The organism is Aquabacterium sp. (assembly GCF_016195855.1).
GTDB lineage: Bacteria > Pseudomonadota > Gammaproteobacteria > Burkholderiales > Burkholderiaceae_C > Aquabacterium.
Genome location: NZ_JACPYU010000027.1, coordinates 50,963 through 65,271 on the forward strand (window position 1 = coordinate 50,963; position 14,309 = coordinate 65,271).

The 14,309-nt window shown below is 61.3% G+C and carries 12 protein-coding genes and 1 pseudogene; 9 read left to right on the plus strand and 4 right to left on the minus strand.

What is annotated here, in order from left to right; translation table 11 throughout:
- Nucleotides 1-53 precede the first annotated feature (53 nt).
- The 4 genes from HY019_RS20880 to HY019_RS20895 are packed head-to-tail and all read left to right on the plus strand — an operon-like array spanning nt 54 to nt 5,324.
- Nucleotides 54-1,952, plus strand: coding sequence for a hypothetical protein (locus HY019_RS20880; RefSeq protein WP_290695855.1), 1,899 nt, complete (start codon nt 54-56; stop codon nt 1,950-1,952).
- Nucleotides 1,949-3,508 carry a hypothetical protein gene (locus HY019_RS20885; protein ID WP_290695857.1) on the plus strand — a complete coding sequence of 520 codons (1,560 nt, stop codon included), beginning with the start codon at nt 1,949-1,951 and terminating at the stop codon, nt 3,506-3,508. Before HY019_RS20880 ends, HY019_RS20885 begins: the two co-directional genes overlap by 4 nt.
- Nucleotides 3,502-4,986: a hypothetical protein gene (locus tag HY019_RS20890; RefSeq protein ID WP_290695859.1), complete on the plus strand. Its 1,485-nt coding sequence runs from the start codon at nt 3,502-3,504 to the stop codon at nt 4,984-4,986. Before HY019_RS20885 ends, HY019_RS20890 begins: the two co-directional genes overlap by 7 nt.
- Before the next feature lie 8 nt (nt 4,987-4,994).
- Complete coding sequence (locus tag HY019_RS20895; RefSeq protein WP_290695861.1) at nt 4,995-5,324, plus strand: hypothetical protein; 330 nt, start codon at nt 4,995-4,997, stop codon at nt 5,322-5,324.
- A gap of 585 nt (nt 5,325-5,909) precedes the next feature.
- Here HY019_RS20895 and HY019_RS20900 read toward each other — a convergent pair.
- The 4 genes and pseudogenes from HY019_RS20900 to HY019_RS20915 all read right to left on the minus strand — a co-directional run bounded on the left by HY019_RS20900 (nt 5,910) and on the right by HY019_RS20915 (nt 8,948).
- Entirely contained in the window at nt 5,910-6,485 is a 576-nt protein-coding gene (locus HY019_RS20900) for a type VI secretion system amidase effector protein Tae4 (protein ID WP_290695863.1), read from the minus strand.
- Between the two features lie 311 nt (nt 6,486-6,796).
- A pseudogene (locus HY019_RS20905) lies at nt 6,797-7,060 on the minus strand (PAAR domain-containing protein); the annotation flags it as partial.
- A 45-nt stretch (nt 7,061-7,105) separates the two neighbouring features.
- Entirely contained in the window at nt 7,106-7,327 is a 222-nt protein-coding gene (locus HY019_RS20910; protein WP_290695865.1) for a hypothetical protein, read from the minus strand.
- A 724-nt stretch (nt 7,328-8,051) separates the two neighbouring features.
- The gene (locus HY019_RS20915) at nt 8,052-8,948 is read right to left on the minus strand and encodes an alpha/beta hydrolase (protein WP_290695866.1); all 897 of its coding nucleotides are present in this window, start codon (nt 8,946-8,948) and stop codon (nt 8,052-8,054) included.
- 212 nt (nt 8,949-9,160) lie between these two features.
- Between HY019_RS20915 and HY019_RS20920 the strand changes: the two genes are divergently transcribed.
- The 5 genes from HY019_RS20920 (at nt 9,161) to alaC (ending at nt 14,298) form a co-directional block, all read left to right on the plus strand.
- Nucleotides 9,161-10,339 carry a class I SAM-dependent methyltransferase gene (locus HY019_RS20920; protein WP_290695868.1) on the plus strand — a complete coding sequence of 393 codons (1,179 nt, stop codon included), beginning with the start codon at nt 9,161-9,163 and terminating at the stop codon, nt 10,337-10,339.
- A gap of 2 nt (nt 10,340-10,341) precedes the next feature.
- On the plus strand, nt 10,342-10,863 hold the full coding sequence (locus HY019_RS20925; protein WP_290695943.1) for a GNAT family N-acetyltransferase: 522 nt from the start codon (nt 10,342-10,344) through the stop codon (nt 10,861-10,863).
- A 186-nt stretch (nt 10,864-11,049) separates the two neighbouring features.
- Nucleotides 11,050-11,763, plus strand: coding sequence for a TetR/AcrR family transcriptional regulator (locus HY019_RS20930; protein WP_290695870.1), 714 nt, complete (start codon nt 11,050-11,052; stop codon nt 11,761-11,763).
- A gap of 380 nt (nt 11,764-12,143) precedes the next feature.
- The gene (locus tag HY019_RS20935; protein ID WP_290695872.1) at nt 12,144-12,992 is read left to right on the plus strand and encodes a PA4780 family RIO1-like protein kinase; all 849 of its coding nucleotides are present in this window, start codon (nt 12,144-12,146) and stop codon (nt 12,990-12,992) included.
- A 94-nt stretch (nt 12,993-13,086) separates the two neighbouring features.
- Entirely contained in the window at nt 13,087-14,298 is a 1,212-nt protein-coding gene (alaC, locus tag HY019_RS20940) for an alanine transaminase (protein ID WP_290695874.1), read from the plus strand.
- The last annotated feature ends 11 nt before the right edge of the window (nt 14,299-14,309 follow it).

Sequence of the window (14,309 nt, forward strand, 5' to 3'; positions counted from 1 at the left end):
TTGGAAGCCACTTGCGAATCAGGTAACAATCCGTCCCAAACGGGAGCGAAAACTTGACAACGCAAGAAGATCCACAGATTGCCGAAATGCCCAGTAGTCCCTGGGTCAGGTTTCTTCGAAGCTATGGCCCGACGGCGAACAACTTGACCATGTTCGACGAATATGTGACAAGTGCGTTGGGCAGGGCCAAGGTTCAGCCAATTCAGCTGTCGACACCCTTGCTCGACGACATGGTGCGGCACATTGAAGCTCGGGCGCCGGGATCGCTGTTGATCGCAGGAACAGCGGGTGACGGCAAAACATACCATTGCCGCTCCCTGTGGACTCGCATTGGCGGTGACCCGAAGGTCTGGGCGAGCAAGGGTAACGTGAAGGAGCATCTGCTGGCCGACGGGCGCCTGGCGGTGTTCATTAAAGATCTCTCTGAGTTCAATGGCGAAGAGAGCGACCTGCCGCTACAAAGGCTGGAACGGTCTGTTCTTGGCAACGACGATTCTGAAGTCGTGGTTCTGGCCGCCAACCACGGCCAGCTTCTTGATCGCTTGCGTGATCTTGGCAAACGGCAAGGTCGAACCCACCCGCTCCGCAAGCCTTTGCAGGAGAGTTTTCTACAATCCGGGCCTGCCCCAGATCGTCTTGCCGTCTTTGACCTAAGCCGATCGACTAGCCGCAAGACACTCGACGAGGTTGCCATGGCGGTGGCTGGGCATTCCGAGTGGGCCAACTGCTCGCGCTGTACTTTGAAAGCCGACGGGAAAGTCTGCCCGATCGACGAGAACCGTCTCCGGCTGCTTGGTAAAACCGATGACGGGCAGCTCGCGCGTCGTCTTGGCGATTTGGTAGAGATAGCTCGACTCAATGGGCTCCATCTGCCGGTTCGAGATCTATTGGCGCTTTGCGCCAACATGGTTCTCGGCTACGCCGATGCCAAGCTGGCCAAAGAGAACCTGATGACCTGTGCCGATGTGCCCAAGATTCAAGAGAGCGGGCAAGTCGGCAAGGCCAGTATCTACGCCAACGCCTTTGGCGCAAATTTGCCTAAGCGCAGGGCATCAGACCGCCCAGTATTCAGGGCCATGGCCAGCTTTGGTGTGGGTGAGGAGACCACCAATGCGGCTGATGGCTTACTTGTCTATGGCAAAGACGACTCCCGCATGCAAGCTGACTTTGAGCGCTTGGTGTCAGTCGATCCAATCTACGGTGCAACAGCGGAGTTCCGTGCAGCCCAAGATGCCTACCTCGAAGGCCATGAGGGAGCTCGCTTGGAGGGCGGCTCTACCGAGTTCTTGGAAATGCTCGAAGCCCAGCGGCGCAGGCTCTATTTCTCTTTGCCTGAGTCCGAGCCGGGATATCCACGCTGGTCGATGACAGCCTTCCGCTTCGCTGGAGACTACTTGGACATGATCGGATCACTTAAAGCCAAGAAGCCAGTGAGCGAGATCACACGCGGTCGTATCACCCGCGGCCTCAACCGAGTCATGACGGGCTTGCTCTTGGAGAATGTGGATCGAATCTTCATCGCGAGCTCCGGCGGCTTTACACAAAGTCGCGTGAGTGTGCTTTGCGACCACGAGACGCCTTCGCGCAGGCAGGGCGGTATTGGCATGGCCATCAAGCTTGATGAGGAGACCGGCCGCGCGCAGCTTGACGTGTCGCTCTCGCCTGTGCCTGGCAACTCGGTCGCGTTCGACCTCTCCCCCATCCGGTATGAATTTCTTTCCCGCGTGGCCGAAGGCGCGCTGCCAGCCAGCTTCTCCAATGAGTGCCTGGAAGATCTGCTGGCATTCAAGGCCAAGCTCCTGCGCAAGGCCGAGATTGTTCGAAAGGCTGGTTTCGCAGGGGACGACGACGAGGTAAGCGGAGAGGCATCCGCGTTGACGCTGAATTTCATCGACATTGAGCCTGGAGGCCGTGGCTTCACACGACCAGTGATCGTGAGGGTCCCGCAATGAGCGAGATCTTCAAACGCCCCGAGATCAAGAGCGTCAACTTCTGTGTCGATGAGAACATTTGGGGACATCGACTCTACGACGAACAACTGCCTCATTTGACGGTGCTCGAATTCCTAGGCGCGCTCGGCTCGAACTTGGACAAGCCGCTGCGCCCTCATGAAGGTTTGGGCGGTGCATTTAAGTTCCAGCCACAGCGCCAGATCCGCCTGCGCGGGTTGCTGTTCAATAACCCCTACGTCGACTCCATTTCGGAGAGCAAACTCGCCGACGAAGAGAAATGGCGACTGTGGTTCGAGCGGTTTAGCCAAGGTGCAACAGGCAACGGTGACGGCGTCAATGACATCGCCTACCTGCGCCACGCGTTTGCGAGCTTCGACGATTTCGCCAAAGCTGTGGAGCTCCTGCGCTCATCATCCTTCGAGTCCCGCAGCAACAAACGCTGGAGCTCCAAGTTCGTATTTCCCTTCGGCCCCGATGCCCTCTATGAAGATTTAGAGATCGACGCCAAGGGCAAGATGAGCAATGACCGGCGTTTCTTTGCTCGTACCGGCGAGCTGCTCTACATGATGCTAACGCGGGCCAAACGCGGCGCGGAGCTCGGCGACATGTTGGCGAAGCGACTGTTCGACCCTGAAGCGCCGATGAATCGACTCGCACGTGTGATGCAGGGCGCGCCACAGCGTGCTGAGGACTCGCGGCTATCAGGCTATCTGCCCGAGGCTGCCAACCCACGCTTCGATCAAATCTGTGATGACTGGCTTGCGGTTCTGTCCAAGGACATGCCAATCTATGATGCCTTAGAGCACTTGATTGCCATCTCTGGCCTCAACATGCTGCTCTACTTCCTAGAACGTGCGAAACGCGTAGCTGGTGACGACGACCCTGTTGAAATCGTCTGCGAGATCGTCTCTAAGGAGCGCACGAAAGTTCGAGCGCTTTCTGGCGATAGCTACCTGCACAACCAAGGCTTGCCTGCCAAGGCAGTGCGGGCCCATGTTGAATCGATCAGGCAGGACGCTGCCTGGAGCAAAGCAGACGACTGCGACCTTCCCGAGGCCGAGCGAGTCAAACTCATGCGCGAGCGCTTCCAGTGGCCCTCGATTGACGGAGGGGACGACGAGGACTATTCGGGTGAAAGCCCAGACGCGTTAATCAACAAGCTGGTCGAACTCGCTCTAGCCCGCCACGAGCAACACGTCGGCAAGATCCACGCATCTTGGTCGCGCGCGATTGGCCTCAGTTCCCGACGTCTGTCGCGCCGCACTCGCTACGCGCCCAATGACCGACTATTGAAGTCGATCGTGGTGGCCATCGTCGACGACCGGATGCAGTTCGACGAGTTTTTGGCAGAGGCCAAGAGGCGCTATGGACTGATCCTGGGAGACGCCGAAGGTTCGCGCATGATCGACGCCAAGCTCGTCGACCAAGATGAACTCAGTGAGAACCGGGACAACCTTGAAGCCCGGCTCGTCGGGCTGGGCCTGGTGCGCAGACTTTCCGATTCCTGCTCTTTTGTTGAAAACCCGTTCGCCTTCAAGGGAGAGGCCGCATGCTGACCGACCGCATCATCGGGCGCGTCGGCGCGGACATCCTCGCCAAGCGCATTTCTAGTCCTGGACAGCCCGGAGACACTGCCGCATTGTTCCGGCTCGACAAGCTCTCGTCCAGTCAAATAGCGGCTGTGGCACGGGCAATCCTCGCCAATCCAGACCTTCTCTCCCGCGTGGATCTCATGATCCCAGAGACCTTGGTTGACGGCCAAGGCCTGCCATCCGAGATCCTGATTTCACACAACGCAGGCTACGTACGCAACAACGCGACGACCGCCAAGGCAGCCATCCTGACCGCAAACGGCAACGAGCACAACTTGGCAGACACGCTGGGGCATGTCATGGCCATTGGCGCCAAGGAGCTGCGCACCGACCCTGAGTTGTGGGTCGAGGCTACGTTGCACGCAGGTGGCCTCACTCCGGTGCCTGACGACCGCTTGGTGTTCCAGGCTGCGTTAGGCGGCCTCCTTGCGTCTTCTGAGCTCTCACTTGTTCAGCTCGGCGAGTTCTGCTCCGAGATCGTCGTTGCCATGTCCACTCGCGGGCTTGCCATCCGCGATGCGGTGGGCTTCGCTATGCCACGAGCGGGGTTGCCTCGTGACAGCGCGTTCTTCTCCAACGCCAAGAGCTTTGGATCTCTGCGCAAGCCTTGGCAGAAGGCCTTCGCTAAGCTCTTCACCCAGCGCGCACCGCTGCTGAAAAAACTTCGTCAGAACGGTCAACCTCTCGACCCCGAGGAGTTGAGCGAGCGTATTGAAGCCAACGCTGCTGAGATTGCTGAGGCAGCGCGCCTGGCGCTCGACGCATTCGCCGCTGCACCGGCGGGAGATCAGGAAGCGGCGCACGCTCTGGCTCAGTTTGAGTGGGAGGCTGATGGCGTCTACCTGGCCTTTGATAAGCCAAAGGAGAAGCAGCTCGGGTTGGCCGATGCAACGGTTCGCTTCTTCGACCATGACTGTGATCAAGAGAATTCGCTCGACTCTGAAGGCCGCAAGCTCCTTGAGGACTTGAAGTCCCGTGAGCGTCGCTCTGACTTCACCGAGGAAGATGAGGAGTTCTTCGTCAAGCATCGTCGGCTGCTTGAGCAAGACGTCAAACTATGCGCACGCTGGGAGAAGGCACTCTACGGCAAGCCCATCGAGTGCAACGACTTTTTCGACGGCTTTGCCCGCGTAGTGAACAGCCTCCATGCGGGCCTGCGCGATGCAGAAGGCGAGCGCATCCTGCGCTTCACAGTGACCAAAGGTCGCAAGGAGTGGCGCGAGCGCTTCAATTACGACGCTGGCAGCTATTTTTCGGCCATGTATCGTGGGCTCAAGGAACTCATGGGGTCCAAAGCAGATTGGAAGGTCGAGCGACTTGGCAATGCCAACCTACCCGTGCAGCCGACGCGCCCCCCTGCTTGCGCGTGCTCTTGCCGGGCGATCGGCGTTCAGCGAAGGAGAGACTGGGCGTGTACTGGGATCATTTCCCGCGCCTGCTAGGCGCCGACGTGTCCCTGCTGCAGGGCACGTTAGAGCTATTGATCGTGCCTGACATCCTCGTGTGTGCGTTATTTCATTTCCATCTGGCGCATCAGCCAATCGGCATCCCGATGGGGTTTGTCTCGACGCGCGAAGATCACATCCAGACGGCTGCAGCCATGTTGTCGGGGAAAGTGCTCGGCAAGCCTGATGCGCTTACGCCCGCACGTGAGGATGAGGGCAGCGAGGCCGTCAAGGACGTTAGGATGCTTTTGGAAAGGTGGAAGGGGCAGAGTACCTCGATACTTCCAACTCTGAACGGCCGGCCCCGCATCGTGCTGAAAAAGCCAGTGGCGTGAAGCCCGGCGTGGAGCGGCTGACCCAGCAGAGCTGGGTGGCGCCTCTCCCTGCTTGGAAGGGCGACTATCGCAGACTCATGTCAATGGGGACACTACCTCGGGAAATAGCATGTGGGCCCTCGTTTTCGGGGAGGGAAACGCGACGCGGGGCGGGCATTAGTAGCGACGCCATGAGCCGCTGAATGGACTTTGGTCAATGCCATCTTCTGGTCGGTAGCGGCATTGACCCGTTACAACCTTCACCGTCTGATCAACCCGGCCGCAATAGCGGATTTGAATTGGAATGCTTGGCCGGGTTGGCCCGGAATACGCAGTATTCAGTGTCAGTCGGTGTCGCCCAGGGGAACAGCCACATTCTTGGTACCCGAATTCACCGTTTTCTCTTTCTTGACACCTTCAGGCCAAGCGCGGCCCCGAGCACTGCCGAGGCCAGCCATGCACTCAAGAAAAGCTGCAAGGCCAGCGGATCCCTGTCGAACAGGCTATCTCGCGGGTCAAGGTTCAATGCAGCCCAAGACAGCAAGCAGCCCCACGCCAGAGCAGAGCCGGCCAAGATGCCAAGAAGAGTGAAGAGTACTCGCTTCATCAGTCAATCGGGAAGAACCGGATCTTCCTCGCCTTTCGCAGGTCGGACCAGACACCGAACGGAATGACGATGCCAAAGCGTGCACGAAGCCCTGAACCCGCAGCCGTCATCTTGCTGCCATTCCACAGGTCGATGTGATCCCCGCCAGATCCGCCTGACGGGGCATAGTAGTCCTCAAAGCAAATGATGCCTGTACGGTCTGCCACCTTGTCAAACCAGTCGGCGCCCGTCACCTGCTCCGACATCTTGCAGCCGACGAAGGGCTGCAACTCCAGCCAGTCCGCGAGCTCCGCTGCCGACAAGATGTGATCAGCCTCCGGATGGACCCAGCATTTGCGCTTGGCGGGGTATGACTTGAAGGTTACGCCCGACTTCTTCAAGGCGTAGCTCACCCTGATTGCGCATTGATTGGCGAACAGCTTCTTGCCGTCCTTGTCTTTGGCATCGCATGGATCACTGCCCGGATAGTTCCGCCACAGATCCTCAAACCGAACAGCCTGCACGTTGACCTTGCAGATCGAGCCCTTTTGCGGATTAGTCTTGATCTTCGCGGTTTGCTTGATTGCCGTGGTCATGCCTTCGCAAGCTCCATTTCAACGATGGCTGCATCACCCCAGTAGGCTTCGTACTGTTGCGCGCTATCGGTGATGACGCGGGGCAACTGCCCCTGGTCATCCAGCCGCCCGGAGAAGGTCCGGCCGTCTTGCGTTCGAATGAACCAGGGAACGCCGACCAGGGTAGCGGTATCGCAATCCACGACAAGCTTGGTCTGTTCGTCAAATTCGAAGGTGACCTCTTCTCGGACAGCCGGGCTTGAGAGGCCTGCGGCCGTGGCCGCTGCCTTCTGCGCCTGGCTTGCCGCAGCCGAGTTAGAGGCGCCTCCCTCCAGGGTTGTTGACACGACCTGGCTGGCAATCAAGGTCGCACCACACGCACACTTGTCACCATGACGTGCGGCAGGCATGCCATCAATGATCATGGTCGGATCGCCTGAGACGATCACGGTCGTGCCGTGCCCCTTCTTCGGGCACGTTACTTGGTCGCCAACGCGGGCGATGCGTTTGCCGTGGGTGTCGGTCGTGCCGGAGGCACCGACCACGACGCCGCCGTGATCGGTCGGATCGCCGATCACGATGAAGGGTCTGGACATTGAACAATCCCTGTGCTTTGAATTGTCCAGCACTCTAGCAAAGCTTCAGGAAGCGTCCTCCGGGCGCAACCTGCCACCCAAGTCAACTGGCTCGTCCATGATCTCGTTCATCGCCTGGTATGCCGATGGGGCATTGAGCGATGCGAGTTGTTGATCGATCCGCGCTCGCAACTCGGCCAGGTGCCTAGCCTCGGGCACCATCTCGCTCTGGGCCGTGCTCACATCGCGCTCGTGGACCTCAGGTGCGGACTTGCTTGATTTCTTCATCGCGCCATCGTCTCAAAAGTGGGAGCCTATCCAAAGCCTGGGGGGATTCACCCCCGAGCCTCGTGCGCAGTCTTGGAGCTTCAGATTGCACCTAACTCAAGTCCATCGATTCATGGCTGCCAGGAGGGAACGAATGACATCCATGCGGAAACGAAAGGCTCGCCTCTGCCGAGCTCTGCTCAGCCCCAGCATACTCAGTACCGTCGACGATCGGCTTTGGGATGAGATCCAGCCCGTAGGACGCGAGTTTGGTAGTCCAGACTTCGAACGGCTGGCTGACGAAGATCATCGCAACGGTGTAGGCGCCTTCGACCCGACGTTGAGGGACATATTCCTCTCTGGAGTTGAGGTCCCAGAAAACATGCGCATTCAACACCGGAAGCCGCTGTGAACTGGTGTCACCAGAGGCAAACATTTAGGTGTAGCGGCGTGACACCTCACTGACACAAGGCTTTACCGACTCTATTACTCCGCCGAGCTATCCACCTTAAGCACGGCAGCGTCAATTTACGGACTATCCGAGGTGCGGCACGTAGAGCACATTCCCACCATGCGTAGGGAATGCGAGAGTTCCAGTTTACTGACTCTATTAAGTCAGACCAGCATGTGCTGGTTCATGAACAGGTGACCGCGAAATTGCGCCGCCTATTCTGACCGCACTGCCCTCAAGCCGCCACGCGTGTTTCTCTGAGCCCCCATACGGGGTAGGCGATCTCGTTCAGGCTCAGTAAGGACAGTTGCCCTTGTAGCCACTGATCACCTTGCCGAACAGGTCCAGCTGATGCGGCACGCCGCACAGGAAGGGGCTGTAGCGGGTGTCCTCGTCCAGGAAGCGCTTGAACCACGAGACGGTGTACTTGGCGGCCATGGTCTTGACCTGTGCGCTGGTGCCCAGGCTGGTCGTGCAGGGGTGGCCGCCGCCGCCTTGCAGCTCCAGATAGGCCTTGTCCAGTGTGGGCGACAAGCTCTTGTAGATCGGCTCGGAGTGGGCCGATGCCGTGGCCACCACATCGCCCTTGCAAGCCAGGATCAAGGTGGGCACGGTGAGCTTGCTGTAGTCGGTGCCCCCCACCACATAGGGCGCCATGGGCACGATGGCCTTGATGGCCGGGTTGTCACGGGCCAGCTCCAGCGTGGCCCCGCCGCCCATGGAGTGGCCCATGGCCCCCAGGCGCGTGGCGTCCACCAGGCCGTGGAAGGGGCTGTCCGGCAAGGCGCTGCGGCGCACCACGTCCTTGAGCGCGGCCAGCTCTTCTCTGGCGCGGGCAGACGGGAACGCGAGTGTGGACATGGTGTCGATGTTGACCACCACAAAGCCATGCGAGGCCAGATATGCGGCCCACCACGCGTTCCAGCTCTGGGTCTCAATGAAGCCTGGGGTCACCACCACCAGGCCAAATGGCCCGCTTGCATTGCTGGGGTAATAAACGGTGCCCGCCTTGTAGCCAAGGGGTGCGGCGAGCACCGTGCTGGCCGTGCGGAATGGCCCGGCTGCGGCCTCCAGCGAGGCGATCGTGGGGTCCGGGCCGCGCTGGTAGGCCTCGGCGACATCGGCGTGCGCCAGGGTAGACACGGCCAGCAAGGCGGCCGACAAACTCAAGGCAAGTGAAGTGTGTTTCATGGTGTCCTGTCTGTCTCTTGGTTGAATGGTGTGGAGGCGCACCGCATGACACGGCCCGCGCACCATGCAAATTCTTTCGATATACGATCGATGGAGATTGCGGCTCGATGCAGTTGTCTTGCTGGTGGGCGCAGCACCTTGGGTATGTCCGCATAGGACTTACGCGATGCGGGCCGGCCCACTTACACTGCCCGTTTCACCTGGACCCCGCCATGTGCGCAGCCTCACTTCACTGGACCGGCCCGGACGGCCAACCCGCCCACGCCCTGTGGCGCTCCGAAGCCGGCGTGCCCGCGCACCAGAAGGTCGTGCTGGCCGATGACACGATGCCGGCCAACACCGCTTACAAGCTGGCTTGCGAGGGCACGGCCCTGCTGTGGCAAGGTGACTTCCAGAACGCACGCCACCTGCTGCAGGCCTTGACCCGGCGGCTGGCGCCTCCTGCTGGCCGCGCGGCCAGCAAAGGCAAGGGCAGCAAGGGCAAGCAGCCCCCAGAGTCAGTCAACGCCGGCCAGGCCTTCAACCAACACCGCCAGAACCTGGCACACCGCGCCCGCATCCTGGGCATGCTGCTGATCCCCTTCGAGGCCGATCACACCATCCCCTTACGGCGCGCGCCCGATGTGAAACAGGCTTGCGAGGAGGCCTATGGCGCCGCCAGCGAGCCCTATGTGGCCTCCCTGCGCGAACTGCTGGGCTTGATCGGGGCGCATGAGTGGCGCAAGAAGGGCGTGGCGATCGAGGCCCTCAAGGGCAAGGGATCCGGCCGCATCCATGCGCACTACGGTGTGTTCTCACCCGTGCGTGGTGAATATGTCGACCTGGTCCAGCAGGCGCCCTTGCCCGCAGGCGTCCAGGACGCAGTCGATGTCGGCACCGGCTCCGGTGTGCTGGCCGCCGTGCTGGCCTCGCGCGGCATCGCCCGGATCACCGCCACGGATCAGGATGCCCGCGCCCTGGCTTGCGCCAAAGAGAACCTGCATCGACTCAAGCTGGACAAGCAGGTCAAGGTCATCGAGGCTGACCTGTTCCCCCCTGGCCAGGCGCCTTTGATCGTGTGCAACCCACCGTGGCTGCCTGCGCGCCCCAGCTCGCCCATCGAGTACGCCGTGTATGACCCCGACAGCCGCATGCTGCGCGGCTTCCTGGCCGGCTTGAAAGCCCACCTGACACCTGGTGGAGAAGGCTGGCTGATCATGTCCGACCTGGCCGAGCACCTGGGCCTGCGTGGCCCCGACACCTTGCAAGGCTGGATCAAGGACGCAGGCCTGCGTGTGGTGGGCAAACTCGATGCCCGGCCCCGCCACCCCAAGACACAAGACGCCTCCGACCCCTTGCACCAGGCGCGCGCAGCCGAGGTGACTTCCTTGTGGCGATTGGCTGCCGCATGAACATGAAGCTGATCGCCTGCACGCCCGGGCGCCACGCCGAGGCGATCCTGGCCATCCTCAACGAGGCCATCGTGCACTCGACCGCGCTGTACGACTACCAGCCGCGCAGCATGGCCCAGATGGCCACGTGGTTCGACACCAAGCGGCAGCACGGCTGGCCCGTCATCGGCATGGAGGACGAAGCCGGCAGCCTGCTGGGCTTTGCGAGCTATGGCAGCTTTCGCAACTTCCCGGCCTACAAATACAGCGTAGAGCACTCGGTCTATGTGCACCAGGGCCACCGTGGCCAAGGCGTCGGCCGCCTGCTGATGCGCGCGCTCATCGACGCCGCACGCGCACAAGGCCTGCACATGCTGGTCGGCGTCATTGACAGTGCCAACGAGGGCAGCAAGCACCTGCATGCCGACCTGGGCTTCGTGCATGGCGGCACGCTCCGGCAGGCCGGCTTCAAGTTCGGACGCTGGCTGGACATCGACTTCTACCAGCTCATCCTCGACACACCGATTGACCCGGTGGACGGCTGACGCGCTGGGCGCCAGGCAATCGTCAAGCGCCCGACAAACAAGCGAAAACCCCTTGGCCCCCCGCTCCCTCGGGCAAGGGGTTTGACGCTTTTGCGCCCCCTGCCGCGGCACTTGACGCGACACCGCCGCATGTCAACCAGGTGCCCATCACGATAATCAATTCGCACCAGGCCACCCACCCCCACCATGAACAGCCCTCAGGACGAGCTCGCCAGCCCCGCATCGACCCCGGTCGTGCCGGCGCGCCGTTATGGCGGGCTGTCCGCACAGGAGCGGCGTGACCTGCGCCGCCGCAAGCTGCTGGACGCGGCGGTGCATGTCTTTGGCACGCTGGGCTTGCACCGCGCCACGATCCGAGACATCTGCAACGAGGCGCGCATCACCGAGCGTTATTTCTCCGAGCACTTCGCCAGCATCTCGCACGCGTATGAGGCCGCCTTCAAGTTGATCAGCGAGCAAGCCTTGCTGGCCACAGGCCGTGCCATGCTGCAAGCCCCCATGGACACCCTGGAGCTGGCCAAATCCGGCCTGCAGGCCTTTCTGGGCTTTGTGCAGGAAGACCCGCGCCGCGCACAGATCCTGCTGGTGGACGCCTCCAGCTACTGGCGCAACGTCACCAGCCGCAACAACCTCGAACTCAAGCGGCACGCCCAGGCCATGCGCTATTTCTGCAAGCGCATCTACCCGGACCTGCCCGAGCACATCGACCTGGAGGTCATCGGCGCCTCGCTGGTTGGCGCCTCGCTGCAGGCCTGCCTGACCTGGGCGCAAAACGATTTCAAGCAACCTGCCGATTTGATCGTGTCGCACCTGCTGTACGCCTGGGAAGGCCTGGACAGGTGGTTCCACGCGGAGATCAAGGCGCACCGGCTGGCCTCCTTGAGCCAAGCGGCATCGTGATCCGTTCGCTCACGCGCTCATCCAGCGCTGGTCAAAAAAAAACCGACCGGCAGAACCGATCGGTTTGATTGCCACGGATACGTTGCCCGCAGCCTCTCCTCCCCTGCAATCCCGCCATGTCTAGGTGCTTGCGGTGATGACAGCGTTTTTCCCTCTAACCTTTGTTGTTCTATCCACCCTTTGGTTTTTGTTCTTCACCCTCGGCGTGATTTGTTAATTCGCCGCTGATGAAGAGGGACTATACGGACTCTGCTTGCCAAGGCCGCCCCCCCTGAAGAGGGCTCTGTGTAAGCAAAAGCAAGCCATGGGCTAGCATGGGCACCTGCATCAACAAGGCGTGACATGACTTTCATCCAGGGCGACCTTCGCCGAGTGCTCCATTGAAAACACCTCCACGACTGCAGCCCCTGCTGGAAGAAGGCCTGATCGACTCGGTCGTTCGCCAGCTCATGAGTGGCAAAGAGGCGATGGTCTATGTCGTGCGCGTTGGCGACGAAACGCGCTGCGCCAAGGTCTACAAAGAAGCCACGCAGCGCAGCTTCAGGCAAGCTGTCGACTACACCGAAAACCGCAAGACCAAGAACACACGGCAGGCCCGGGCCATGGCCAAGGGCACCAAGTTCGGCAGACAGGCGCAAGAAGCGGCCTGGCAAAGTGCCGAGGTGGATGCGCTGTACCGGCTTGCCGCAGCCGGCGTGCGGGTGCCCAAGCCCTACAACTTCCTCGATGGCGTCTTGTTGATGGAGCTGGTGTCCGATGAGCACGGCGATGCGGCCCCACGCCTCAACGATGTCCTGTTCACCGCTGAAGAAGCGCGCACCCACCACCACACCCTGCTGATGGAGGTGGTGCGCATGCTCTGCGCAGGCGTCGTGCATGGGGACTTGTCGGAGTTCAACATCCTGATGGCCACCGATGGCCCGGTCATCATCGACCTGCCCCAGGCGGTGGACGCCGCCGGCAACAACCATGCGCAACGCATGCTGTTGCGTGATGTGGAGAACCTGCGCAACTTCTTCGGCGGTTTTGCGCCCGACTTGCTCAGCAGCCACTATGGCCCCGAGATCTGGGCGCTGTACGAGCAAGGCCTGCTGAGCACAGACACGGTGTTGACGGGTCAATTCAAGCGCCAGGCCAAGCCCATCGACCTGGAAGGCGTGATGCGCGAGATCGACGATGCGGCGGATGAGGAACACGCCCGCCGCCTGCGGATGCAACAAGGTTCATGAGGGCCAAAACCAGTTAGGATGGCTGCGGGCCGCACCCCATCGTGCGGTCACGTCGCTCGGACGGTTCCGGGCGCTCACGTGAAAGACCTTCAGCATGTCCTCTCAAGCAGGCAAGCGCCGCTTTGCGCGCATCGATCGCCTCCCCCCCTACGTCTTCAACATCACGGCCGAGCTCAAGCTGGCCGCCCGCCGCCGCGGGGAAGACATCATCGACATGAGCATGGGCAACCCCGACGGGGCCACGCCGCCGCACATCGTCGCCAAGCTCACCGAAGTCGCGCAACGCCCCGACACCCACGGCTACTCGGCCTCCAAGGGCATCCCGCGCTTGCGCCGGGCGATCTCGCACTGGTACAAGGACCGCTATCAGGTCGACATCGACCCGGACAAGGAAGCCATCGTCACCATCGGCTCGAAAGAAGGCCTGGCCCACCTGATGCTGGCCACGCTGGACCGCGGCGACACCGTGCTGGTGCCCGACCCGAGCTACCCCATCCACATCTATGGCGCCGTGATTGCGGGCGCGGACATCCGCTCGGTGCCCCTGGTGCCCGGCGTGGACTTCTTTGCCGAGCTGGAAAAGGCCATCCGCGGCAGCTACCCCAAGCCCAAGATGATGGTGCTGGGCTTCCCCTCCAACCCCACCGCGCAGTGCGTGGAGCTGGACTTCTTCGAGCGCGTGGTCGCGCTGGCCAAGAAGCACGACATCTTCGTGGTGCATGACCTGGCTTATGCCGACATCGTGTTCGATGGCTGGAAGGCCCCGTCCATCATGCAGGTGCCGGGCGCCAAGGACATCGCCGTCGAGTTCTTCACGCTCAGCAAGAGCTACAACATGGCCGGCTGGCGCGTGGGCTTCATGGTGGGCAACCCCGACCTGGTGGCCGCGCTGGCCCGCATCAAGAGCTACCACGACTACGGCACCTTCACGCCGCTGCAGGTGGCGGCGATTGCGGCCCTGGAAGGCGATCAGCAATGCGTGACGGAGATCTGCGCCAAGTACCAGAGCCGCCGCGATGTGCTGGTCAAAGGCCTGCGTGAAGCCGGCTGGATGGTGGAGTGCCCCAAGGCCTCGATGTACATCTGGGCGAAGATCCCCGATCACTACAAGGACCTGGGCTCGCTGGAGTTTGCGCGGCAGTTGCTGGAGAAAGCCAAGGTGTGCGTGTCACCGGGCATCGGCTTTGGCGACCATGGTGATGACCACGTGCGCTTTGCCCTCATCGAAAACGAACCCCGCATCCGGCAGGCGGTGCGGGGCATCAAGGCGATGTTCAAGGCAGACGGGCTGACGCCTGCTGCCTGAATGGCCCACTG